The organism is Methylomonas sp. Kb3 (genome assembly GCF_002834115.1).
GTDB classification, from domain to species: Bacteria; Pseudomonadota; Gammaproteobacteria; order Methylococcales; family Methylomonadaceae; genus Methylomonas; species Methylomonas defluvii.
Genome location: NZ_PIZT01000065.1, coordinates 65,066 through 90,853, shown reverse-complemented (window position 1 = coordinate 90,853; position 25,788 = coordinate 65,066). Strand labels below are relative to the sequence as shown.

Here is a 25,788-nt window from a genome sequence, read left to right as displayed (position 1 = left end):
GTTACGCTTAACCCGCGCAGCTTGCACATGGCCGAATACTACGATCCAGAAACTTATCCCAAGGAATGGAATTACCTTCAATCGGGAACCATTATAGATCAGTACATGATCGAGCGGGAATTGGCGCACGGCGGCTTCAGCTCGGTGTATCTGGCCAGACAGCTGGCCGATCAAATTCAGGTGGCGATTAAGGAATATCTACCGCGCAAGCTGGCACACCGCACCTGGAACAATCTAGTCGTACCCAATAATGAAGAGGCCAAGACGCTGTTCATGCGCGGCCGCTCGCTATTCTTTGAAGAAGCCAAAGTGCTGGCGATGCTGAAGCACCATAATATCGTCGATGTGATTAATTTCTTTCAGGCCAACGACACCGTGTATATGGTGATGACTTACGACTATGGCATCACCCTGGACAAAATCCTGCACAAACGCAGCCTACCGATTAACGAAGCCTTCCTGCTGACGGTATTCAAGCTGTTGCTGACCGGCGTGGAAGCGGTGCATCAAAAAGGTCTGGTGCATCTGGACATCAAACCCGCGAATATTCTGATTCGCAGTGAAAACGACCCTTTGCTGCTGGATTTTGGCGCCATCCGTAAAATCACGCTGGACCCGCAACGCAACCGCGCCAAGGTGCTGACCAACGGTTATTCGCCTATCGAGCAATACGATAACAATGGCAATCTCGGACCCTGGTCGGACATTTATGCGGTGGGCGCCAGCATGCGCGCCTGCCTGGATTATAAAATCCCGCAGCCCTCGCCGGATCGCATCAAACAGGACGATTTGGCGCCGGCCGTGAAGGCGCATAAACGGCACTTTCCGGAGTACTTACTAAAAGCCATCGATTGGGCCATGGCGGTTTTTCCGGAGAATCGGCCGCAAAGCGTGGCGGAGTTACAGCAGGCTCTCAGTCCCGGCAATAGTTAAAAATCCGCCCGGTAAAGCCAGTATAATGCCGGCAATTTGTATACCAACGAGATGAATATGAGACCAAGCGGACGCAATCCCGATCAATTACGCGAAATACGCTTTACCTGTAATTACACCAAACACGCCGAAGGCTCGGTGTTAGTAGAGTTCGGAGATACTCGGGTTCTGTGTACCGCCAGCGTCGACAATAGCGTCCCGCGTTTTCTAAAAGGTAAAGGCGAAGGTTGGGTTACCGCTGAATACGGCATGCTGCCGCGCTCCACCCACAGCCGAATGGACCGCGAAGCCGGCCGCGGCAAACAAGGCGGCCGCACCCTGGAAATTCAACGCCTGATCGGCCGCTCCTTACGCGCCGCCATCGACTTGAAAGCTCTCGGCGAAAACACCATCACCATTGATTGCGATGTCATTCAAGCCGACGGCGGCACCCGCACCGCATCCATCACCGGCGGCTTTGTTGCACTATCGATTGCGATTGAGCACCTGTTAAAAACCCACAAAATCAAGAAAAACCCGCTGCACGGCCAAGTGGCCTCGGTATCGGTAGGCATTTACAACGGCGTGCCGGTGTTGGATCTGGATTACGCCGAAGACCATCAAGCCGAAACCGATATGAACGTGGTGATGAACGAAGCCGGCCACTTCATCGAAGTACAAGGTACCGCCGAAGGTCATGCTTTTAGAAAAGACGAATTAAACGCGATGCTGGAGTTGGCAGAGTTGGGTATCAATCAGCTGCTGGAAAAACAGCAAGCCGCATTGCGCGAAGCCAAAAAGCCCGCGCCGCTGCGAGTCGTGCTGTAAAAAAATGAGTTCGATCGTTTTAGCCAGCGGTAATGCCGGCAAGATTCGGGAAATTCAGGCCATCCTGCAAAACGACCAAATCCTGCCGCAATCGCAATTCAACGTGGTCGAGCCGGAAGAAACCGGCGCGACCTTCATCGAAAATGCCATCATCAAGGCCCGCAACGCTGCATTGCACTGCAACTTGCCGGCCATAGCTGACGATTCTGGTCTGGCCGTCGATGCGCTGGGCGGCGCGCCGGGGGTGATTTCGGCGCGCTATGCCGGGGTCGGCGCTTCTGACCAAGCTAATCTGGACAAGTTACTGGAAGAAATGCGCGACGTGCCGGACCCAGAACGGAGCGCGCGCTTTATTTGTGTGATGGTTTATCTGCGCCATGCGTTGGACCCGACGCCCATTATCGCCCAAGGTGTTTGGGAAGGCCGGATTCTGCGGCAGGCGGTGGGTGAAAACGGCTTTGGCTACGATCCGGTGTTCTGGGTCGAACAATACCAATGCTCGTCGGCACAACTGGCCCCGGAATTAAAAAACGCCCTCAGCCATCGCGGCCAAGCTTTGCAGGCGCTTAGTCAACAACTTGCCGGACTGTGAGTCGGCTTCAGCAGATAGCCGAACAATTCACCGGCCTCGGCAGCAACCCGCAGATCAGCCCACTCGGTAACGGCCTGATCAATGACACCTATCTCGTCACCCCAAACAACGGCAGTCGCTTTGTGTTGCAAGGCCTGAACGGCCGAGTATTTCCGCAGCCGGAGCAGGTCATCGCCAATCTGCAACGGCTGAATCGGCATATCGGCTCTCAGCGTGCCGCCGATGTGCAGCTGCAAATCCCGGCCATGCTTTCCACCGTGGCTGGAGCAGCGAGTTATCGGGACGACAGTGGCCAAGTCTGGCGAGCGTTGGAATTGATCGAGCCCGCCGAGAGCCGCGAGTACATCAGCAATCCGGCGGAAGCCAGCCAAGTCGGTTTTGCCTTGGCGCACTTCCACAAGCTATGCGCCAACCTGCCCGCCGCTGAACTGCACGACACCCTGCCGGGCTTTCATATCACGCCAAGCTATTTTGAAATTTATCGCCAACGGCTGACGCAGCCGTTGCAAGTCACCGTCGATGCGGAATTTAGCGAGTGCCGGGATTTTATCGACCGGATGCAGCAACAAATCCACGTCCTGGAACAGGCCAAGCAGCGCGGCGAACTGCGCGAACGGGTGATCCACGGCGACCCGAAACTGAACAATTTTCTATTCGAACCCGGCAGCGACCGCATCGTCAGCCTGGTCGATCTGGACACCGTCAAACCCGGCCTGGTGCATTACGACATCGGCGACTGCCTGCGCTCCTGCTGCCACAACCTCAGCAACAATGAATTCGACTTGGCCCGCTGCCGGACCATTTTGGAAAGCTACCTGCAAGAAGCCGGCGAGTTTTTCACCGCTAAGGATTACGACTATCTTTACCCGGCCATCTGGCTGATTCCGTTCGAACTGGGCCTGCGCTTTTTCAGCGATTACCTGGACGGCAACCAATATTTCAAAGTTAGCGCGCCCCGGCAAAACTTGGAACGGGCGCAGGCGCTATTTGAATTGTGCGGGAGTATCGAGCGGCAGAAGGACTTGTTGGAGCGATTGATTGCCGGGTGTAAACACGGATAGTCTGGCTTTTTTGAATTTCGGAAATACCGAACGCCGATTGTCCCATCAGAACATTTGTAGTTGTAGGGTACGCACCGCGTATCCTGGCTGATTTCCAATTTAGCCAAAATCTAGAACAAGCCGATAGGCATTTATGGGGATTTAAAGTTTGCCGAAAACCCTCTTGCTTATCATGGCCTACATGGCTCAGGGACCATCCGGCGCATCCACTTGTTGGATGGTCTCCAAGCCCTTCTTCTTAAGCGCGAGTATAAGGGCCTCTCGATTACCAGTCGCTCGGGCGTCGTAGTAGATGCGCCCTGGAAATCGCGAGGGTGTGATAATGACGAAATCCACATCGAGCTCTCCTGGCCTTACTATTCTGCTCTCGTCGTGTAATTTGACGTAGGCCGCTGTCTCCCAGAAGCGGCGCTCCGAATTGTAGAATGGAACAAGCACAATCAACCACACGATAGTGAGGCGAAAAAACACTGGTATTTTGCCCAGTAGCCGGCAGACTGCCCACCGAGAATCGTTCCGGCGCTTGGGGATAATAATGCCCACCGCGATAACCCAAGACCAAAGGGCACGAGTTTGTATCTGCTTCGCCTGTAGGTCCCAACCAAGAAGTTGCATGCAGATCGATGCGGAAACAACTCGGTCCAGCAACAAGATCGCCAGTAACAAAGCGAGTGCCCCAACAAGCCAGTGGTAGTAGCGGTGCGATCTCATTCCTCTGCAATCCTCGTCTTTCTGTTCGACCAACAATGAGCTAGATAAACTGCCCATGGACCTTGAAACGAACTGTGACATATTAACTTATCGACTAGCATCGAATTTTTTCATCTGCATGTCTCTGGTAAGAGCTAGGTATGACCAGTGCTACTCAAGTTAAAGTGATTGAATCAAATTGAGCCTGCTCCGATAGCGGAGGATATGCCGGCCTCAAAATGTGCGATTACGCAAGCGAATCGCGCCGACAAGCTTGTTGGCCCTTTTCTGTCATTTCAAATAAATTTTAACTGGCAACTCCGGTTCGTCACTACCTCTTCACCAAGCTGTAAAGCACGGATCGCACACCTTTTTAAGCTTTCGATGGTACGCGATGCGTGGCTACCGTCACCTCGGCACAAACTGCAAAACATCCTCACCCACAGCCGTCCGCATCGGCAAAGCCACCCCATCCCGCCAAAAATTCTGCTGGTCGCGGTAGTGCGCCGATAACGGGTGTCCAGACTGGCCGCCCGGCATGTGGAACAGGGCGTTTTCCGGGTGCGACGGCGACAAGACCAGCCGTTCGCTGGCGCCATGGGCGTTGTCCATGACCTTGACGCAAACGCTGGCGCAGCCGTCGCTGTCGAAGGCGGGCATGTCCAGCACGCCGCTCAAAGCAGCCGCTACTTTGCTGAACGGGTGGCGTAAATTAACCGGGTGGGTCATGCCCCAAGTCAATTGATCGAGCTCGACATTGGGATATTTCTCGCGCAACGCTTGCACGGTTTGCCGCAAGGTTGCCACGATCATGGCCTGCCAATCGTCTTGATAACGCGGGTGCAGCACGCCTTTGGGCCGTTGCGTCAGCAATTGCCGCAGCGGCGTTTCCATTTCCCGCCAGGCGTAACGAAATTGCGGATCCAGTGTTTGGCCTGCCGCCACCACTTTCTCAAACACTGCGCCGGCCAGGCGGGTTCTAAATTCACTCAAGATTGGCGCGCCGATGCTGCCGGTTTTCATGTAGCCGTCCCAGGCGGCGATGGCGTTGCGGGATTTTTGCAAGCTGCCGTCCGCCGCGCTCGGATTGCTCAGAGCATCCAGCGCCAATTGCTGGTAAAATCCCAGAATTTCACTGCGGGTATCCAATTGAATTGCCAGCAAATCCGGCTCCGTCAGGCCGTTGCGAGTTTTCAGCAATTCCTCGATGCGGTGCGCCCGATAGCTCAAGGACCAGTTATGGCCGATCACATAGGGATAATCCCGGCCCAGGGTGCGATTGTTGGCGGTGACGATAAAACCGTCGGCCGGGCCGAACAGGCGCGGCAAATCATCGGGAGGGATAGAGCCGTCCCAAGCAAAGTTGCCGTCGGCCCACGACTGGCTGATCAGGCCGTCGAATCCGCGGCGTTTGGGAAAGCGGCCCATGTAAGTCCAGGCGATATGGCCGTCACGATCAGCAATCACTACGTTCTGCGGCGGACCGCCGAAGCGATTCATCACCGCCACGGCTTGCTGGGTATTGCCGGCTTGGTCCATATCCATCAGGCCCAGGTCCACAAAGTGCGGCTCAAGCGCAGTCCATTTGATCGCCACGGGTTGACCCAGTAAATCTTGATCCGATACCGGCCCCCATTCGCTGTCGCGCAAGGTCAGCGTCACGTCGGGCTCGCCTTTGACGCGAATGGTTTCCTGGTGTTCGGTAAACGCTTGCCAGCCCTGCGGTGTGCGATATTGGCCGGGATGGGCGGGATCAGTTTCCAGGCGGATCAAATCCAGAAAGTCGCCGGTGACATTGGTAAAGCCCCAGGCCACATCATCGTTGCCACCAAGGATTACGGCAGGAGCACCAGGTAAGGTCACGCCGTAAATATGGCGATTGCCATAACTCAGATCGGCGCGGTACCAGATGTTGGGCACATTTAGCGCCAAGTGCATATCGCTGGCGATCATCGCCCGGCCATCGCGGGTTTTGCTGCCGGCAACCACCCAGTTGTTGGACCCGGACACCACATTTTCGGCATCCACTGCTTGGTTAAGCGCCAGCGTTGAATCGGTGCCGGGTAGGCTGGCCAGTGCCTCAAGCGGAATTGACGGATTAAAGCGGCGCGGTAGGTTGCCGCCGACCAATTCCTTGGCGTAGGGATCGGTATCCGGCGTCAAGAAAGTCACCAACTCCTGAGGCAGCGCGCGAGCCATGACGCTGACCATGCGCTCGTCCTGTTCCTGGCCGTTCAGGGTTTGAAACATCGCCAACTCGACGAGGATGCTGTCTTCAGGGCGCCAAGGCTCGGGACGGTGGCGCAGCGCCAGAAATTCCGGCGGTAGAACACGGGCAGTGCCGATGAATTGATTCACGCCGTCGACATAAGCTTGCAGCGTCAAACGCTGAGCCGGGGGCAAATCGGCAACGATGCGTTGCGCGGCGCGATCCATTTGATAAATCCGCTGTTTACGGTCCGCGTCCAGCGCCTTGGCACCAAACAATTCGGCCAGGCGTCCGGCGCTTTTGCGGCGCATCAATTCCATCTGAAACAATCGGTCGCGGGCGTGCAAGTAGCCTAGCACGCGATAAGCGTCTTCCCGCTGGGTTGCTTCGATTTCCGGCACGCCGAACGCATCGCTTTTGACGCGGGCTTGACTGGACAGGCCGGGCAAAACTACTTCGCCATTTTCGGCGGGTAGCGATGCCAGCAACAGCCCTGTTACCAAAGCAATTCCACCGACAATAACACCGGCAATCGACAGGGAGGCAACGCGCATTTTGGACATGGTTGATATAGCCTCGGGGAGATTGGAAAAATTGGCGCGGAGAAAGTCGCCAACTGCCCCGGCTATTATAGGGCTAAGATTTCAAAAGGTGATTGAGCGGATTTTTAGCAAAGCGGAGTTTAGTAATTAGACTCCGCTAGCAAAAATATTCGAAATTCATGCGTCAAAAAATCGGTTTCGGCACGGCGTTTTCCGAAACCGATTAACAACTTTCGATTGGTAGTGGCTTAAAGAAATTGACTTTGCATCAGTGAGCCGACGAAGACACGTCGCAAGAGACGCTAAAGCCCTGGATTTCCACATTAATACCGCGGTCCGGCGCGGCCAGCAGAAAATCCGCGATGGTTTCAATGATGTCTTGATCGATGAACAACGCTTTGGAGCCGTCAATCAGCAATTCGCAGTCATCGGTTACGGCAGATAGATGCTTACGTAGCAAGGCTTTATTCAAGAAGGAGACATCTTTATGTAAGCGCAACAAATAATGATCGCCGTGCTGAGTCAAGGTAATCGCCGCGTGGAAGTTGGCTTTCAAGACGAAGTAGAATCCAGCCGCCATACCAATCGCGATACCCAACAACAGGTCAGTGAATAAAATCGCCACCACGGTAATCGCAAAAGGCGCGAACTGATTCCAGCCCTTGCGATAAAACTCCACGAACAGTGCCGGCTTGGCCAGTTTGTAGCCGGTTTGCAGCAGAATTGCCGCCAAACAGGCTAACGGAATCATATTCAAATATTTCGCAAAAAACAGCACACTGACCAATAACAAAACGCCGTGTAAGAATGACGCGATTCTGGTCTGGCCCCCGGCATTGATATTGGCCGAACTACGTACGATCACGGCGGTAATCGGCAGGCCGCCCATCAAGCCGCTGACCATGTTGCCCAGGCCCTGCGCTTTCAGCTCCCGATTGGTCGGCGCAACCCGTTTGTGCGGGTCCAATTTATCGACCGCCTCTATGCTCAGCAAGGTTTCCAGGCTGGCGATAATCGCAATGGTCACCGCCACGCTGTAAATTTTCGGGTTACTGAAATAACTGAAATCCGGTAGACGCAATTGGTTGATAAAGTTGGCGGCACTGCCCAACTCGGGAAGCGACACCAAGTGCTTTTCGCCAATCATCATTTCCGGGGCAAAACGCACTGCCAGAGCGTTGAAACCGACACCCCAAATAACCGCCAGCAACGGACCGGGAATTAACTTTAAAAGCTTGAACTGCTTGATAAACCCGGAATCCCAGATCACCAAAATCAATAGTGCCACGGCACTGACGATGGTAACGCCGGGGGTAATCGCTTCCAACGCTTCGGACAATTCGAAGAAGCTGGATTCAGCGCTCTCCTGCATATAACTTTCATCGCCTTCGAAGCTGGTATCGTAACCGGTGGCATGCGGCGTTTGCTTGATAATCAAAATCAAGCCAATCGCCGCCAGCATGCCTTTAATCACCGAAGCCGGAAAAAATGCGCCAATTACCCCGGCTTTTAAATAGCCCAGAATTATTTGCAAGCCGCCGGCCAGCACCACGCTCAGTAAAAAACCACCAAAGCCGCCCAAGGTTTCGATGGCTTCGAAGACGATAACCGTCAATCCGGCTGCCGGTCCGGAAACGCTTAATTGCGAGCCGCTGGCCCAGGAAACCAGAATGCCGCCCACCAAGCCGGCGATAATGCCGGAGAACAACGGCGCACCAGAGGCTAGCGCAACCCCCAGGCATAACGGTAAAGCCACCAGAAAGACCACGATACCGGCCGGTAAGTCCTGGTGCAGATGTTTCATATAAGAATTCAATTGCGATGTCATTGGTTTACCCAGTCGTTGCGAAAATCCGGATGCTAGTCGGCATAGCGGTAAATCGGATTGATTTGCGTGTTATGGTCGAGTTTGATCAATTCATTGATCAAGCCGTCGTTCAGGCCGTATACCCAACCATGTAAAGTGGGCTTGTGCCCGTGTTTCCAGGCCGACTGAATAATCGAGGTATGCGCCAGGCGATAAACTTGCTCGATGATATTCAGCTCGATCAAGCGATCGGTTTTTTTCTCCGGCGCAATAGACTCAAGCTCTTCCTGATGCAAACGGTAGACATCTTTAATATGCAGCAGCCATTTATTGGTGATAACCAGATCGGATTTTTGCGGCTGCAAGGCCGCTTTCACGCCGCCGCAGCCGTAATGGCCGCAAACGATAACGTGCTTAACTTTTAAGACGGAAATGGCGTATTGCAAGACGCTCAGGCAATTGAAATCGGTGACGATGACCTGATTGGCAATATTGCGATGCACAAAAATCTCGCCGGGCTTGGCATTGACGACGGTCTCCGCAGGCACCCGGCTATCCGAGCAGCCTATCCATAAAAAGTCGGGCCTTTGCTCTTTGGCCAACTGGACAAAAAAATCAGGATCTTTCCTACTGACTTCTTCCGACCAGGCTTTGTTTTCCAGCAGTAATTTCGTGGGTGTAATCATAATGGGTGTCCTTATTTTCTATCACTATGCGTTCTGGAGCGGATCCGGAACGGGTTGTTCAAAAGAATGTGTCTTTACTGGCAATACTATATCGAATCGAAACTACATGGCAATTGCTTTACGCTTTAAATCTGGGTTAAAGCAAAATTTATATTGAACCATCGCTCAGCGCGCCTGAAATTGTGGTTCTCTGCGTGAGTATGGATGTTGGTGCCGCCTGCGGAGCCACCACGCTTAAGCGCTGCCACCAGGACTGTACACTGGTTTCTTGCCAGGACAACAGCCATTGCGGATACAGGCCTATCACCAATACCAGCAGCGCCGGTACGACCAGCAATGCCAACTCGCGTGGGCGCAGGTCCTGGGTTCTGGCTACACTGTCGTGTAAAAGCGGGCCAAAGAATGCCCGTCTGACAAAACCCAACAGATACGCCGCGCCCAATACCGCGCCAAACAAAGCCACCATCGCCAGTGCCGGATAAGCCTGCAATGCACCGAGTATCATCAGCAATTCCGCCGGGAAGCCATTGGTGCCGGGCACGCCGATACTGGATAGCGCAAACACGAAAAATAGCGTCGTTAAGCGCGGCATGGGTTTGGCCAAGCCGCCGAGATGAACCAAATCGGTACTACCCAAGCGTTGCTGAATCATGCCGGCGATCAACATCAGGCTGCCGGCAACGATGCCGAAATTCAGCAACTGCATGACCGCACCCTGCAAACCTTGCAGATTGAAAGAAGCAATACCGACGATTACCAGACCGACATGGCTGACGCTGGAATAAGCCAGCAAACGGCGCAAATTGGTTTGCTGTAACGCAATCAAGGCGCCGTAAATCAGCGTCACCGCACCGAGTATCGCCAACAGCCAGCGATGCTCCAAGGCCGCTTGCGGCGCCAGCGGTATCGCAAAACGGATGATGCCGTAAACGCCCAGTTTCAAACCAACCAGCAAGGCGCTCAGGAAAGTCGGCGCCTCGATGGCCGTGGTCGGCAGCCAGGTGTGAAACGGCAGAAGTGGGGCTTTCACCGCAAACCCCAAAAACAGCAGCAGAAAGATCAGACCCTGCGCCGACTCGGGTATCGGCGTGTTGAGTAAAACCGGCAAACTGAAAGCCAAATCCTGCGGAATGGTCCCGCCGTTAGCCTGCGCGTGATTAATCGCCAGCAAAATAATCCCGAACAACAAGGGCACGCCGCCGAATAACATATACAAGGTATATTTCATCGCCGCGTACCGTCGCTCTGCGCCTACGCCCCATAAACCGATCAAGAAAAAAATCGGTGGTAAGGTCAGCTCCCAAAACAGGAAGAACAAGGCCAGGTCCAATGCGGTAAATACACCGATAGTTACGCTCTCCAGCGCCAGCATCAACGCCAACTGAAAGCGATTTAACTGCCGCACGCTGTTCCAGCCGGCCAACAAACCCATCAGGGTCAGCAAGGCCGTCATCGGCAAAAACAGGATTGAGATGCCGTCCACACCGAGTTGATAGTGAATATTCAGGCCCGGTATCCAGGCATAGTCTTCCAGCAACTGAAAATCACCACGCGCGGTATCGAAAACCCCGGCCGCCGCGACGGTAAACAGTAATTCCACAACGGCTACCAACAAAGCGCCGCGCTTGGCTAACCGGGTATCCTGGATGAACGCCAGCGATAAGGCCCCCAACAAAGGCCAGACCAGACAGAGGGACAGCAAAGGAAAACTATCAATCATGGTGCGGGCCGTTCATGTGGTGGCTGTGATGTTCCGGATAATGTTCGCCTATTTCCTTGGCTTCCTGATCAATGTATTTCAGCCAGGGTGTGGTGTAAAAACCGGTGCCGATCAGCAGGCCGCAGATGGTCACAGCGATAATCCGCTCCTTAACCACCGGATGGTGAACGCTGCCGTAAGGCTGAATAATGCGCTTGGCATGAGCAATAAACAGACGCTGAAACGCCCACAACAGAAAGGCTGCCCCCAGCACGTTACCCAGTAAAATCGCGATGGCGATGTACCAGCCGTGTTCCTCAATGGTGCCTTCTATCAGTAGATGCGCCGCATCGAAACCCGGCGTGCCGGGCATGACCATGGTGCTGAGCGCGGAAATCAAAAACAGCAAGGCTATCGTCGAATTAGTCTCGAACAACCCGCCCAGGCGCGGCAGGAACGAGGTACGGGTGCGCTCGTAAATCAAGCCGATGCTGAACAGCATGCCGGCTGTCGCCAACCCATAAGCTATCGACAGCAGAATGCTGCCTTCCAAGGCAAAATCGTTGAAGGAGAATACGCCTATCGCCAACATGCCGGTATGACTGATCACCGCAAACGCCAACAGTCGGCGCATATTGATCTGCATCAACGCCAGCAAGGCGCCATAAAAAATGCCGATCAAGCCCAGATCGACGACAAAATGTACCCATTGCTCAGCCGCGCCCGGCACCAGCGGCAGAATGAACCGAATCAAGGCGTAAATGCCCAGCTTCAAACCGGTCAGAAAAATCGCCGCGCTGGCTGCGGTGCCGTGCTCGGCCAACAAGGGCAGCCAGGCGTGGAACGGAAACAGCGGCATGCGGATCGCAAAGCCGAAAAACAGCAGGATAAAGATCAGGGTTTCGTTAGGAATCGCCAGATTGTGATGCTTTAGAGTCAACCAATCGAAGCTCAAATCCAAACCATTTTGCGCCAAACCATAGCTCAGCAACACAAAGCCGGCCAGACTCATGGCCAAACCGGACAGCCAATATTGCAAGACCGATTTAACCACCTGGTTGCGCTGCTTACCGGTACCGGCAAATACCGTTAATAACACCACCGGCACCAGTTCCAACAAGCACCAGAACCAGAATTGCAGCGTATTCAGCGCCGCAAACGCGCCGATTAAAATACCTTGATAGGCCAGCAGGCAGGCGATGAACAAGCGGTCGTTGCGATGCCGCGTGATCAAGGTATAGACCAGCGCCAGCAAGCCTAAAATTGCCGTCAGTGGAATAAACAGAATATTGGTGCCGTCCACGCCAACCCGATAGTTCATACCCAACAATTGAAAATGTTCGGCCAGATGCAGCCCGGGCGTTTCCGAATCGAATATCAGCAATAGATAAATGCTCAGCAATACGTTCAGCAATGCGCCGGCAAAGGCCAGCCGTACGCTGTAAATCGGCTTGGCGAACACCACCGCCAGCATGGTCAGCAAAGGCACCAACGTCAACACCGTTAACAGCGGCACCGCCGCCACTGCCTGCCAGAAAACAATAGGGGTATTCATCGGTATCCCAGCGCTACCATCAAGGTGATCAACACAAACAACGCCAGATAGCGCGGCTGTAACAATAATTGTTCGAAACGGTTGGCAGCCTGACCCAGGCGCCGGCCGAGCCGAATCGAATCGCGGCCGATGCCGCGCAGAATAAAGCGATATTCGAACCAGTTCAGCAAGGCTGCGGTCCATTGCGCCAATTTGCCGGCCAGACCGCTGCCTTGCGCGAAACTATCTTCCTGGCTATCCAGGTTGGCGCCCATTTTTTGTTCTTCCCATTGCGCGAACGACGACACCGCTTTGATAGCCGGTGCCGGCGCGCCCAAGGCCTTATCGACGATATGTTCGTCGATGTAACGCGCATCCTTGGCCAAGCGTAAAACCGGCTTGACCATCAGCCAATCCATGGCCGGCTCCAGCCAGCCGCGCTGCAAGGACACGATAAACGCCCAGCGGCAATTTGCCAGAACCGGTGACACTGTTTGGATCGGTTGTCCGTGGGTGTTGTGCAAAATCGAAGGCGCGGTTAGCAACAAGTAGCAACGTACCACGGCATGGGCGCAAAGATGCCACGCCGCTAATGTCCAAAACCCCAGCCCACATTCGACGAACATTAAGCCCAGTTGCGCGGAGGTGGCGAAGATTTGCGAGCTTTTAATGTCGGTCTGGCTCAAGCCTACCCAGTAACTGTAAATTGCGGTGAGCGCGCCAACCACCGTCAACAACAGCATGGCCAGCGGCGCCTGCATAAACAAAGGCTGCAATTGGATAATCAAGAACACGCCGGCATGGATCATGGCCCCACCATAGAAAATCGCGCTGGATGGCGTTGGCCCTTCCATTGCTCTGGCCAGCCAGGGCGTGAATGGAATTTGCGCAGATTTGGCGAATGCCGCCATGGCAAAACTCAGGGCCAGCAAGTTGGCGTCGCCCGCTTCCAGATCCGCCGCGCTGAGGTTGATGGTTTGCCAATCGGCATTCTCCAGCCAGGCCAGGGCCAGGCCAATAGCCAAAATAAAGCCGCCGTCGCCGATGCGATTGGTGACAAATACGCGGGTGGCGTTATGCGCGGCGATGGGGCGGTCGTAGGCGTAAACAATCAGCCAGTACGAGCAAACCCCGGCCATCTCCCAGGCAATAAAGGTAAACACCCCGTTGCCGGACAACACCAGCAGCAGCATTGCCGCCGCAAATAGATTCAGGATGAAAAAAAAACGATGGAAACCGGCCTCGCGGTGCAGGTAATTCACTGAAAAGCGCATCACGACCAGCAGTAACAGCGAGAACAAACCGGCCACCGCCAGATTAAAACCGCCGGTGCTGAGTGTGTAGTCTATGCTCAGCGAGCCGCTACGCAGCCAGGTGCCGTACGACACCGAGTCGGGCAACTGACCGGACAAATTGCCGGCCAATAAAGCCAGGGCCGTCAGTACCGATAGGCCGATAGCCGTCACGCCCAGCCGGGCCGTGGTTTTCTCGCCGGCCTCGCCGTCGATAATCCGGCAAAAATGCAGGCTGCCGATCAGCAGCGCGGCCAGCAACGGAAACAAGGGAATCAGGGTTGCGTAGGCCGCCATACTCATACAACCGCCATTAATTCGGGCTGTTTGATCAGCATCGGCGCCACCGGCTGGGTTTCGTCTCGGTAACAATCCGGCGAGTTATCCCGTAGCGGCAGTTCAATGTTGTCCGGTTGCCAGCGCACGAAGCCGACACCGCGCTGAAACACAAATATCTCACCGCTGTCCGGATCTTTGGCACTGAGATGCACCCAACCGCCGCCGATCAATTCCCGCAGGCTTTCTTGCCTTCCGTAAATCTGCTCCAACACCGCGGTTTTCGCCTCGACAATAATTTGCAAACGCATGGCCTCGTGAATCTCGATCATTTGCCGGGGTAAGCCGGTGCGCAAGTCGCTGCTGGCGCCTTCCATCACTGCACAGAAGCCGGTCAGATTGTGCGGCACTTTTGAACCGCAACCCAACCGTTCGTTATTCACGGTGGAGAAATAATATTCCAGGTTGATGCCGGCCCCGACCGGACCGACCGCCAGCAAGATGCCTTCCAGCACTGTACCTTCAGGGTCCTGGCTCGGATCGTAGGAAATCAAAAACAGGCGACGGTCAAAAAATGCACCTTGCGTTAAAGAGCGCCTACCGACCAGTGCCGCGGCGTTGGTGGCATGGCCCAGCTCCGGCCGAGCCTGGGAAAAATCGGCAGCGCGGTTTAGAAAATGCCGTAACGCTTGCTTGGGCTCCGGCCGGCGCGGCGCGGACGCCAAACGCCGGCAGCGCTCGTGAGCCGACATGCGCTGCGCGTGTTGCATCTGCTGCATAAATTTGTTGAAGGCCGGTTGGCACTCCCGCGGCACGGCGCTGCTGTCATACCAGATGATGTCTTCGTCGCAGGTATTGTGTTCGGCGCCGATGAACCAGGTGTCGGCTGGAATGAAGATACCGCGCTCGGCCAGTAATTGCCTGACTTCTGGCCGATTCGCCATTGCCGCGAACAACCGGGCATTTGGTCCGCCGTGCCGGCCGCTGCAGGCACCGCAATCGTATGCGGACAAATGCGGATTGTTTTGGCTCATCGAACCATGGCCCATCAATACCACCAATTCGGCAAAGCCGTAAGTCAGACCGGTATTACGCAAAAACCCGGCGATGCGCTCGGCTTGCTCCTGGTCGGTAAAGCCTAATCTGGGCTGTTGGGGGGAGGCAGGCGTCTCGGGGTTGCCAGCGGTAAAATGCAATTGCGATGGCACGTCGGGCGCGATGCCTTTCGCCACCGCAGCCAGCAACTGCTGCTGCGTTTTGGGAATGAAACTTTTCGCCAGCAACCCGAGCAAAGTAAAAGGTGCCATGGCATTGATCACCGGATATGCCAGCAGCGTATCACGGCGCAAACCGTGCTGAAGCAAATCGGCAAGCCGTTGCTTTAGATTGCGGCCTTGCCGGCGCCGGGCCAAGGCTTTTTCCTGGCCGGGTTGACTGCATTCCTGAACGTTATGTGCCGGTACGACCACCACCGGACAAAGGGCCGTCAATTTGCTATCGTCCAAGCCTTGGTAATTCATCGGCACCCCGAAAAATCCGGCGGCTCCCAGCGTTTCGATAGCCGGATTGAGTTCTTCCAAGTGACGGCGGATGCCTTCCTCGCGATCATCCATGCAAAACACGATTTGTGCTGCGGGGCGGTTGTCTCGTTGCGCCCAGCGCCCGCGATTATGATTGGCGTGCAGGGCTTGCAGCAGGGCTTGTTGATAGTGGCGTTCGTAGGCGTTCAGCCAAATATTGCTGCGATCCGCCTCGCTGAAAGTGTCGATGACGGCCAAGCAATCCAACAGCGGGGCCGGCTCTGATCGCTGCACGTCACTGGCGGTTAATCCAAGCAATTGGCAAAGGCGAAACAAGCGCCAACCCTGGTTATAAATACTGAGGGCTGAGGGAGCCAACGGACTAAGTTGCCAGGTCCAAATCCGTTCGGCCACGGTCTGCCAGACCTGTTTGTCCCGCGCCGAATCTTTCAGTAAAGCCTGTGACGCAAGCGCCAAATACTCCGGCAATTGGCCTTTAAACAAAGTATGCCTGACCGAAAACTCGGCCAGGTTTTTCGAAAAATAACCGCGGAGTTTGTCCAGTTGCGCCTCGCAACCCCATTGCTGCCTGCATAGCTGTTCTGCGTACAGCCGATCCAGAATCAAGCGTATCGCCAGATAATCGGCCAATAGGGGCTGGGTGGCGTCATCCGCTTGATAATCGGGATGAGTTTGCCGCCAGTTGATCAAACCCGACCAACCCGGCAGTTCGAGGGTTAGCCTTTGCAGATAGCCAACCCAGCGGGATTCTGGGATTTTCAGTGCTACCAGCTCTTGCGCAATCGCATCTATGGGTTCGGCAGGTAGTGCTCCCATAACCGCTTGCCAATTATGTAGTTCCTGAAAAACCGGCTGGGCATCGTAGATCAAACTCTCGCGCCAAGCTTCGTACAAACCCAGTTCTTGGCGCTTAGGCAATCGCCAGGCCGCCAGGCCTTCGTCCAGCAAAGATGCACATAAACGAATTAATTGAGGCCGCACCGTGTCCAGAATATCCTCGCCGGTCAACGCCAACAGCAAGCCGCGCAATGTCAAACTGCCGCCGACCCGTGCAAAAAGGCTTTCCAGGCTCTCCATGCAAGATTGGCGCATCTGCTGTTCCGCACCGGCATTCGCCGCATCCGGCAGCCATTGCCGGATTTGCTCGGCGGACAAATCCAGCAAATCTTCCGGATGCAAATTCTGCATTTGCAATCCAAGCTTGGCGACCAAACCATCCCATAACTCGGAAGCCTTTTCGCCGTTGCTTAACATATTCTCCAACACCCGGAGTTCGCGCACTTGCCAATCGAATTGCGCAGGCTTCAGGGCCGCCAAATCGTGCAGCAAGGCCAGTCGGTAAAGCATGTGTTGGGTGATGGTTTTGCCATTGACCTTGAAAATCTCGGTGTCCAGCGCATCAGCAAACTGCCGCGCCAACGCAGCATCAATATCGTCATCGGCTATCCGGCCCCGCGCATAAAACTCGCGAAACTGTTCGGCCGGCAGGTAGCAACTGATACCCGTCAATTCGGTAAAGTCCGCCAGCGCTTGTTCGAACGGCAGGTGTTGAAAACCATGCAAGGTATTGTGATGCACAAAATCGTGAATCGGTGCTTGTCCCGGTAATACGTGATCCAGGTGATGGATCGCGTCAAGGATGATTTGTCGGGGCGACAAGGTGCTTGTAGACGATGCCATCATTGCCTTAACACCCTGATCTTCGAAAATGGTGTCGCTACCGCGACGGATATTTTAATGTCGGTTCTCGGACCGACAGCCGAGATACTTTCTTTTGCATCGCCAAAAGAAAGTATCCAAAGAAAAAGCGACCCGAATACCGCTTTGATCCTGCGCGCCAAAGCTTTTTCCGAGGGTTTTCGGAAGGGGCTTCCCAGCCCCTCCGAAAACAAGCGGCATCCCTGCCGCTCCCCTAGCGGGCTGATCTCGGAAAAAGCTTCGGTGCTCGGCGCGGCATACGGGAGCTGGACCCTTCCTTCGATATGGACTATGTTCACGGCAACCTCTCCCCCATTACCGCCAACATTTTCCCCACCGTTGCCATAGACAAATCAATCAACGGCGCCGGTAGCAAACCAAACAATACAATACCGCCGACCAACACGCCGGAAGCCATCAGTTCCAAAGATTTCAGGTCGGCAATCTCACGCATCTGCGGTTTCACCGGCCCGGTAAACAGCAAGCCGATGGTGCGCATCGCATAGGCGGCGCTGATCAGAATACTGAGGCTAAAAAACACCATCAACCCTCCCCATTCTTGAAAGCCGCCGATTAGGGTATGCAGTTCCGCGATAAAACCAACGGAGCCGGGCAAGCCCATGGCCGCCAGCAAGGTCAAGGTAGTCAAGGTGGCAAAGCGCGGCATGACCTGCACCAGCGAACTGTAATCTTGAATGTTACGGGTATGCGTGCGTTCGTAAAGCAGACCAACCAATAAAAACAACGCGCCGGCGATCAGGCCGTGCGCGGTCATTTGTAATATCGCACCGGTGAAGCCTGTTTGATTCAGCGCGGCAATGCCCAACAGGACCACGCCCATATGACTCAAAGAGGAGTAAGCCACCATGGCTTTCAGATCGCGTTGCCGCCAGGCCAGCAAGCCACCGTAAAGCATGCCGAACAAAGCCAGAAATACCAGCAGCGGCTGAATCAATTTTGCGGCAACCGGCAACATCACCACACAGCGCAGCAAGCCGTAGGCACCCATTTTCAGCAGAATGCCGGATAACAGAATACTGATTGGACTGGGTGCTTCGACGTGAGCCAACGGCAACCAGCCGTGCAAGGGAAAGATCGGCATTTTCACGCCAAAGCCGATCAGGAAGCCCAGCAGAACCAAAACCTGTTCGATCTCCGGCATATTTTGCGCGGCTTGGCCCATCGAGGCCATCAAGGAGCCCTGGTTTTCCAGATCGTATTGACTGATCGCCAATAAACTCAGCAACATGAACACCGAGCCGCCCATGGTGTACAGCACGAAATTTAAACTGGCGGCATGCCGGCGTTTGCCGCCCCAGCGGTCGATCAGGAAAAACAGCGGGATCAACGTCACTTCCCAGAAGATGTAAAACAGCGCCCAGTCTTGCGCCATAAACACGCCGAGCATGCCGAATTCCAACAACAGCACGGAAATATGATAGCCCTTGATGCTGTCGGTTAAAGAAAAGGATGCCAACAGGGAAATGCAAGTTAACAGAGCAGCCAGCACCAGCATCGGCATGGACAGGCCGTCCACACCCAAAGCGTAAGCACTGCCCAGCTTAGGGTTAAGCGGATAGAACTCGCTAAATTGCAGCGCGGTGTCGTTGGCGTCGAACTGGGCCAATAGCAAACCAGCCAGCAACAAAGCCGCCAAGCTGACTACATTAGCTACAATTCTGATCAATCGGCTATTCCGGCTGGAGACCAGTACCAGTAATATTGCCCCCAGCGCCGGGGTCCATAACAGCGCGCTTAGCATCACCATTGTTATCGTCTAAGTCCAATACAACAAACATTCTAACGACATTTGGTTGAAAAAAGCCAATCCGACCAAGAATTGGTTTAAATAAACCAGATGGCCGTTTAGGGCTTGCACTATCGGACGGTAGAGCCGATTTCGCAAAGCCCGGCGCTTCGTGTAACCTAAGCGCAGCAAAAAATATCGGGATTTGGGGATCCTGCGCATGCCAAACATGGTCACGCTAGCGATTAGCGCCAATAGCTCGGCGACGTTTGTAAACGCTGTGCGTATGAATGCCACCCGAGTTCTTCACCCCGTTTTCCCGCGAATTGATAGCCTGTAACAACTATGCAAATCCACATGATAGCCGTCGGCAACAAAATGCCGGACTGGGTACAGCAAGGTTATAATGAATATGCCAAGCGGCTGCCGCGCGAATGCGAGTTGCTGCTAAAGGAAATCGCCCCGGACAAACGCCGTAGCGGCGACATTGCCCGCATTACCAAGGACGAAGGAGAACGCATGATAGCGGCATTGCCCAGCCGGGCGCACGTGGTGACGCTGGACATACCCGGCAAGCCCTGGACCACGCCTAATCTGGCGCAAGCCTTGCACCGCTGGCTGGGTAACGGCCAGCCGGTCGCATTAATGATAGGCGGACCGGAAGGTCTATCCCAGCAAGTACGCGACCTGGCGCAGGAATCCTGGAGCCTGTCGCCGCTGACCTTCCCGCATCCCTTGGTTCGAGTGATTGTCGCTGAACAAATCTACCGGGCCTGGAGTCTGTTGAATAATCACCCTTACCATCGTTAAGCGCATGCACCCACAACTGATCCTGGCCTCCGCCTCGCCGCGCCGCAGCGAATTGCTCAAGCAAATCGGCATCCGTCACAGTATCATGGCGGTAGACATCGACGAAACGCCGCGGCCGGGCGAAACACCGACTGCTTACGTCGAACGGGTAGCCGCAGAAAAATCGGCGCTCTGTCTGGCAACGGTCGGCACTGATTTACCGGTATTGGCCGCGGATACCAGCGTGATTTGCGACGGCCGCATCCTCGGCAAACCGGACGATTTGCAGCACGCCATTGAAATGCTCAGTCATTTATCCGGCCGCAGCCATCAAGTCTATAGCGCGGTATCCTTACGTGGTGAGCAACACTGGCAAGCGCTTAGCGTCAGCGAAGTGCGCTTTAGGCCCTTGAGCCACCAGGAAATCGTCGCTTACTGGCAAACCGGGGAACCTCACGACAAGGCTGGCGCCTATGCGATTCAAGGCTTGGCCAGCGTATTTATCGAATCGATCACCGGCAGTTTTTCCGGAGTAATGGGCTTACCGCTCTTCGAAACCGCGCAATTATTAAGCCTAGCAGGCATAGACATCATCCAATGAGCGAAGAAATATTAATCAACGTCACGCCGCCGGAAACCCGAGTCGCGGTGATCGAAAACGGCGTCCTGCAAGAGCTGATTATCGAACGGGTCCGGCAAAAAGGTTTGGTCGGTAACATTTACAAAGGCGAAGTGTGCCGGGTGTTGCCGGGCATGCAGGCGGCTTTTGTGGATATTGGTTTGGAAAAGGCGGCGTTTTTGCATCTCTCCGATTTCAGCAGCAAGGAACTGGCCGAAAGAGCCTCGGAAAATATCGAACACTATTTAAAGGAAGGCCAAAAATTGGTGGTGCAAGTCACCAAAGATCCGCTCGGCAACAAAGGGGCGCGGTTGACCACCGATATTTCCATCCCCTCCCGCTACCAAGTTTACATGCCCTATGCCGGTAACTCCGGCGTCTCGCAACGTATCGAATGCGAATCCGAACGCACCCGCTTGCGGGCTTGCATCGAAGCCTATCAGCTGAAACACCAGGTGCCGGGCGGCTTCATCGCTCGCACCGCCGCCGAATGTGTGGAAGACGTGATTTTGTATTCCGACATGACTTTTTTGCACAAACTCTGGGAATCCATCCTGGAAAAAAGCAGCAAGGCCAAAGTCAAAACCCTGATCCATGAAGACCTGCCGCTCAGCATCCGCACCTTGCGGGATTTGTACAAGGACGGCATCGAAAAAATCCGCGTCGATTCCAAGGAAACCTTTCTACGCTTGGTCGAATTCGCCGAAACCTTCGTGCCGGAAATCGTTTCTGTGATCGAGCATTATTCGGGCGAGCGGCCGGTGTTCGATATTTACAACGTGGAAGACGAAATCAGCAAGGCCTTGGACCGCAAGGTTAAACTCAAATCCGGCGGCCATCTGGTATTCGATCAGACCGAGTCGATGACCACCGTTGACGTCAATACCGGCGGCTACGTCGGCGGTCGCAATCTGGAAGAAACCATCTTCAAGACCAATCTGGAAGCGGCCCAGACCATTTCCCGGCAATTGCGGCTACGGAATTTGGGCGGCATCATCATCATCGATTTCATCGATATGCAGAGTGAGGACCACAAGAAGCAGGTGTTGCAGGCCTTGCAGCGCAACCTGGACAAGGATCACGCCAAGACCAAAATCACCGAAGTCTCCGCGTTGGGTCTGGTGGAAATGACCCGCAAACGTACCCGCGAGAGTTTGGAACATATCCTCTGCGAGCCTTGCTCGACCTGCGGCGGTCGCGGCGTCTTGAAAACCGCCGAATCGATCTGCCTGGAAATTTTTCGGGAAATCATTCGCGTGGTCAGGCAATACAATGTCCAGCAAATCCTGGTACTGGCTTCCGAACAGGTCGTGGAAATGCTGCTCGACGAAGAAGCCGATATGCTGGCAGAGCTGGAAATGTTCTTGAAAGTCGGTATTAAAATCCGCGCCGAAGCCGAATATAACCAGGAGCACTACGACGTGGTGTTGTTATAGGCGGCTATTTTGGTTATTCACCACGTTACCCGGGCTACCCGACACCTGTTGTTCTGGTCGCTGATCACGATTGCCCTCCTCTTGAGCGCGGTACGGGTTTTTTTGATCGACATTGCCGATTACCGCATCACGCTGGAACAAAAAGTCCGCGAGACCACCGGCATTCCGCTGCATATCGGCAAACTGGGCGCGAATATGCGCGGCTTCAGCCCGGAATTATTGTTGCGGGAAATCGCTATCGAAGGCGCCGAAGCCCGGGCGAAGCCGGCTATCCGTTTGCAAGAAGTGCGGATCGGCATCGATTTACTGGAATGGCTATTGACCCAGGACCCTATGGCCGCCGGTTGGGTGACGCTGGTGGGCGCCAAACTGGATATTCTGCGTAATGAGGACGGCAGCCTCAGCATCAAAGGCCTGCAAAGCAGCGACGGACAACCGCTGTGGCTGTTACAAGGCGGCAAATACGAGATCCTGCAAAGCCAGGTGACGTGGCAGGATCTGAAGCGGCATCGGCCGCCGGTGACTGTCGAACACTTCGATTTGCTGATCAAAAACCACTATCTGGATCAAAGCCACGAGATCCATCTAGTTAGCAGTTTACCGGAGCAATACGGCGATAACTTGCGCATTTCCGCCCGGCTTGACGGCAATATCTTTCAGGCCAATGGCATCAACGGCCAAATTTATGTGGAAGGCAGCAATCTGCAAGGGCCGGCTTGGCTGATCGAGGATTTACCGCTGGGTTTGCATTTGGAATCCGGCTCGGGCGATATGCGGATCTGGAGCCAATGGCGCGACTCGATGCCTTACCAAGTTAGCGGTTATCTGCAAGGCCAACAGATTAAACTCGGCAGACAGCAAGGCAAACCGCTGCAACTCGATACCTTTGAAGGCAATCTGGCCTGGACCGAGCAAAACGGCCGGCAACGTTGGAGTGCCTACGACGTCAACGTTTTCGCCAATCATCAGCGCTGGCGGGATGCCGAGCTCTATCTACAGCAAGATGCGCAAGGCAACCTCAGCGGCGTGATCAAACAGTTGAATTTGCAAGCCTTGATGCATTTGATTCCGCCGTTTCTACCGGCAGAGCAAACCGATTGGGCTAAATGGCTGTCACTCAATCCACGCGGCACTTTGCGCGATCTGTCGTTTTACGCTGAGAGCAATCAGCAACGCTATGCGCTCAACGGCCATTTCAGCCAACTGGGCAACGATGCGCAAGGCGACGTGCCGCAATTACAAGAGCTAAGCGGCTCGATCATTGCCGGTGACCAGGGCGGGCAACTGATATTCGACAGTACAAACGCCAAATTCAATGCGCCGCAAATGTTTAGGAGTAGCCTGGACGTCCCGCGTTTACAAGGCCAAATCAACTGGCGGCAAACCGACAGCGACTGGCAAATCGCCAGCGAAAATCTGCAACTGGACAGCGCAGCCTTCCACACGCAGACCCATCTGCAACTCAGCATCCCCAAGAATGACGACAGCGCTGTCATTGATATGCGCACTCGTTTTGACAATTTCAAAGACATCAGTAACGTACCGCAATACCTGCCGGCCAAAATCATGGGCAAGGATGCGGTAGCCTGGCTGGACGATGCTTTTATCGGCGGGCATATCGACAAGGGCGAAATGCGCTTGAACGGAAGATTAGCGGACTTCCCGTTCACTAACGGTCCCGGCCTATTTGAAGTAGTGTTTGAGATAGACGACGGCGAAATTCAGTTCAACGCCCTGTGGCCGCATTTGCGTGCGGTGCATGCCGATGTGCAATTCCTCGGTGCGGATCTGAACGTGGCGATTAACGGCGGCCATAGCGAAAATGTCGACATCAATCAAGCCGTGGTTTCAATTCCTGACCTGGCCAATAGCGATTATGTTTACGTGTTAGGCCAGGTGCAGAGCAAGCTGCCGCAAAGCTTGCAGTATCTGCAAAAAACCCCGTTACGCGCCAAAATCGATCCGCTGGCTAAAGTGTTGGCCCCGGATGGCCATACTCAGGTCGATCTGGATCTGAAAATTGCTTACTACGAAACGCTGCCGACCACCGTCAAAGTCGATGCGCATCTGGATAAGGCCCGCTTGCTGGTCAAACCCGTCGATCTGGCCGTCAACGACATCAGCGGCGTGCTGCGTTTTACCGAAGACCGGGTCAGCAGCAACCGCCTGGAAGGCAATACCCTGGGTTATCCGATACATGCCATCCTGCAAAGCGATGCCAGCGCCACGCAAATCCTGATAGACGGTACCACCGACATCCAGCGCCTGGAAAAGCAATTCAGTTTCCTGAAAAACCAGGTTGCCGACGGCAGCTTGAATTATCAAACCGTATTGACGCTGCCTTACGATGCGGCTAAGCCGTCCACCCTGAGCATTAACAGCAACTTACAGGGCGTAACGATCAACACCCAGGATGCTCTAGCCAAATCGGCCGATCAAGAGCAAGCATTGAATCTAAGCTTTATTTTTAACAACAGCCCATACTTGCCACTAAAAATTACTTACGGCAAGGAGTTGAACGCTGCGCTGTTGATCGACGGCAAACAAAATCAACTCCATTCCGGGCATATAGTGTTCGGCCGGAACTCGGCGGACTTTTACGAACCGGCAGGGTTGAAGCTGGAAATCAAGCAGCCGCAATTCAAATTGTCCGACGCGCTTGCCGCATTCTCCGACAACGAAACCCAGCAACGTTTGCCGGCGTTAAAAGAAGTTATTCTGGATACCGAGCAACTGATCTGGCAAGGCCAGAACATCGGCGCGCTAAAATGCCGGTTGCAGCATATCAATCAAGCTTGGCAAGCCACGTTGGACAGCGCGATGGCACGCGGCAAATTGACGATCCCCGACCAGCGCGGCGGCACCAACATCATCAAGCTGCAAATGGATTATCTGAATTTGTCGGCGATGGATAGCCTGAATTTCGACGCGGCAGAAGACGTCGTTACCGACTTGCCCTTGATCGAGATCGACAGCAAACAACTGCTATGGCGCGGCGTGGATTTGGGTAGCTTGAAGCTGAATACCGAGCGGCTGATCAACGGCATTCATTTCAAACACGTGCAACTGGCCAGCGTGGCCGGTACGATAGATTTCAGTGCGGACTGGATCAAACTGGTCGGTGGCAGTTCGACGCAATTAACCGGCAAACTGAACATGAACGGTTTCGGCTTGTTTCTGTCGCAGCTAGGTTTTACCGACGACTTGAGAGGCACACACGCCGAAATCAATTTCAACGGCGGCTGGCGCGGCGCCCCGCAGCAATTTTCAGCGGCCAACCTGACCGGGCAAATGCAGCTGAAGTTCAGTGACGGCCGCATTTCCAGCATCGAGCCGGGCTTTGGCCGCTTGCTGGGCTTGATCGCGATGGAACAATGGGCCAAGCGCTTGAGCCTGGATTTTACCGACGTCTACCGCCAGGGCTTGGCCTTTGATCAGATTACCGGCGACTTCAAAATCAGCAACGGCTTAGCCTATACCGACAATTTATTAATCGACGCGGTATCGGCGAAACTCAGCATAGCCGGGACCGCCGACCTAGTAAAAAAGACCATGGACCACCGCGTTGCCGTCGTGCCCAAGAGTTCCGGGGCGGTGCCGATTGCTGGTACAATCGTGGGCGGTATCGCTGCCGTCATTACCCAAGTGGTGACTGACGATTACAAAGAAGGTTATTTTTTCGGCTCGCAATACAAACTCGCCGGGCCCTGGGGCAATGTCGAGGTCACGCCGTTACACGATCAAGACGGCTTGGTGCAAAAGGCTTGGCGCGGCTTAACCGGCGGCTGGCTGGAGTCGCTGAGCAAATGAACGGCTCTGCCGAATAAACG

At 54.6% G+C, this 25,788-nt stretch carries 18 protein-coding genes; 8 read left to right on the top strand and 10 right to left on the bottom strand.

Annotated features, from left to right (window positions below; all coding sequences use genetic code 11):
- Positions 1-27 precede the first annotated feature (27 nt).
- Genes CWO84_RS15820 through CWO84_RS15805 form a run of 4 tightly spaced genes read left to right on the top strand, consistent with a single transcriptional unit; the run spans position 28 to position 3,393 of the window.
- A complete protein-coding gene (locus CWO84_RS15820; RefSeq protein WP_101053752.1) occupies positions 28-933 on the top strand; it encodes a serine/threonine-protein kinase in 906 nt (301 codons plus the stop codon).
- Positions 934-990: 57 nt separating this feature from the next.
- Positions 991-1,740, top strand: coding sequence for a ribonuclease PH (gene rph / locus CWO84_RS15815; RefSeq protein ID WP_033157559.1), 750 nt, complete (start codon positions 991-993; stop codon positions 1,738-1,740).
- A 4-nt stretch (positions 1,741-1,744) separates the two neighbouring features.
- Positions 1,745-2,332: an RdgB/HAM1 family non-canonical purine NTP pyrophosphatase gene (rdgB, locus tag CWO84_RS15810; RefSeq protein ID WP_033157560.1), complete on the top strand. Its 588-nt coding sequence runs from the start codon at positions 1,745-1,747 to the stop codon at positions 2,330-2,332.
- On the top strand, positions 2,329-3,393 hold the full coding sequence (locus tag CWO84_RS15805) for an aminoglycoside phosphotransferase family protein (protein WP_101053749.1): 1,065 nt from the start codon (positions 2,329-2,331) through the stop codon (positions 3,391-3,393). Before rdgB ends, CWO84_RS15805 begins: the two co-directional genes overlap by 4 nt.
- A gap of 186 nt (positions 3,394-3,579) precedes the next feature.
- Here the strand turns inward: CWO84_RS15805 and CWO84_RS15800 are convergent, their stop codons facing one another.
- From CWO84_RS15800 to CWO84_RS15755, 10 genes are all read right to left on the bottom strand, one after another.
- On the bottom strand, positions 3,580-4,104 hold the full coding sequence (locus tag CWO84_RS15800; protein WP_133120706.1) for a hypothetical protein: 525 nt from the start codon (positions 4,102-4,104) through the stop codon (positions 3,580-3,582).
- A gap of 387 nt (positions 4,105-4,491) precedes the next feature.
- Positions 4,492-6,855, bottom strand: coding sequence for a penicillin acylase family protein (locus tag CWO84_RS15795; protein WP_240618079.1), 2,364 nt, complete (start codon positions 6,853-6,855; stop codon positions 4,492-4,494).
- 247 nt (positions 6,856-7,102) lie between these two features.
- A complete protein-coding gene (locus CWO84_RS15790; protein WP_101053743.1) occupies positions 7,103-8,662 on the bottom strand; it encodes a SulP family inorganic anion transporter in 1,560 nt (519 codons plus the stop codon).
- Positions 8,663-8,694: 32 nt separating this feature from the next.
- Positions 8,695-9,327 carry a carbonate dehydratase gene (gene can / locus CWO84_RS15785; RefSeq protein WP_101053740.1) on the bottom strand — a complete coding sequence of 211 codons (633 nt, stop codon included), beginning with the start codon at positions 9,325-9,327 and terminating at the stop codon, positions 8,695-8,697.
- A 148-nt stretch (positions 9,328-9,475) separates the two neighbouring features.
- Complete coding sequence (locus tag CWO84_RS15780; RefSeq protein WP_101053736.1) at positions 9,476-11,047, bottom strand: NADH-quinone oxidoreductase subunit M; 1,572 nt, start codon at positions 11,045-11,047, stop codon at positions 9,476-9,478.
- On the bottom strand, positions 11,040-12,581 hold the full coding sequence (locus CWO84_RS15775) for an NADH-quinone oxidoreductase subunit M (protein ID WP_101053733.1): 1,542 nt from the start codon (positions 12,579-12,581) through the stop codon (positions 11,040-11,042). Before CWO84_RS15775 ends, CWO84_RS15780 begins: the two co-directional genes overlap by 8 nt.
- A complete protein-coding gene (locus CWO84_RS15770; RefSeq protein ID WP_346426968.1) occupies positions 12,578-14,155 on the bottom strand; it encodes a proton-conducting transporter membrane subunit in 1,578 nt (525 codons plus the stop codon). Before CWO84_RS15770 ends, CWO84_RS15775 begins: the two co-directional genes overlap by 4 nt.
- Positions 14,152-17,349 carry a DUF2309 domain-containing protein gene (locus tag CWO84_RS15765; protein ID WP_240618078.1) on the bottom strand — a complete coding sequence of 1,066 codons (3,198 nt, stop codon included), beginning with the start codon at positions 17,347-17,349 and terminating at the stop codon, positions 14,152-14,154. Before CWO84_RS15765 ends, CWO84_RS15770 begins: the two co-directional genes overlap by 4 nt.
- Positions 17,349-17,666, bottom strand: a complete 318-nt coding sequence (locus tag CWO84_RS15760) for a hypothetical protein (protein ID WP_165786348.1) — start codon at positions 17,664-17,666, stop codon at positions 17,349-17,351. The genes CWO84_RS15765 and CWO84_RS15760 overlap by 1 nt, the downstream gene beginning before the upstream one ends.
- Positions 17,663-19,135, bottom strand: coding sequence for an NADH-quinone oxidoreductase subunit M (locus CWO84_RS15755; RefSeq protein ID WP_101053727.1), 1,473 nt, complete (start codon positions 19,133-19,135; stop codon positions 17,663-17,665). The genes CWO84_RS15760 and CWO84_RS15755 overlap by 4 nt, the downstream gene beginning before the upstream one ends.
- Before the next feature lie 324 nt (positions 19,136-19,459).
- Between CWO84_RS15755 and rlmH the strand changes: the two genes are divergently transcribed.
- Genes rlmH through CWO84_RS15730 form a run of 4 tightly spaced genes read left to right on the top strand, consistent with a single transcriptional unit; the run spans position 19,460 to position 25,768 of the window.
- Positions 19,460-19,924 carry a 23S rRNA (pseudouridine(1915)-N(3))-methyltransferase RlmH gene (rlmH, locus tag CWO84_RS15745; protein ID WP_101053720.1) on the top strand — a complete coding sequence of 155 codons (465 nt, stop codon included), beginning with the start codon at positions 19,460-19,462 and terminating at the stop codon, positions 19,922-19,924.
- A gap of 4 nt (positions 19,925-19,928) precedes the next feature.
- A complete protein-coding gene (locus CWO84_RS15740) occupies positions 19,929-20,504 on the top strand; it encodes a nucleoside triphosphate pyrophosphatase (protein WP_033157572.1) in 576 nt (191 codons plus the stop codon).
- On the top strand, positions 20,501-21,958 hold the full coding sequence (gene rng / locus CWO84_RS15735) for a ribonuclease G (protein ID WP_033157573.1): 1,458 nt from the start codon (positions 20,501-20,503) through the stop codon (positions 21,956-21,958). Before CWO84_RS15740 ends, rng begins: the two co-directional genes overlap by 4 nt.
- Before the next feature lie 9 nt (positions 21,959-21,967).
- Positions 21,968-25,768, top strand: a complete 3,801-nt coding sequence (locus CWO84_RS15730; RefSeq protein WP_101053717.1) for a YhdP family protein — start codon at positions 21,968-21,970, stop codon at positions 25,766-25,768.
- Positions 25,769-25,788: the final 20 nt, after the last annotated feature.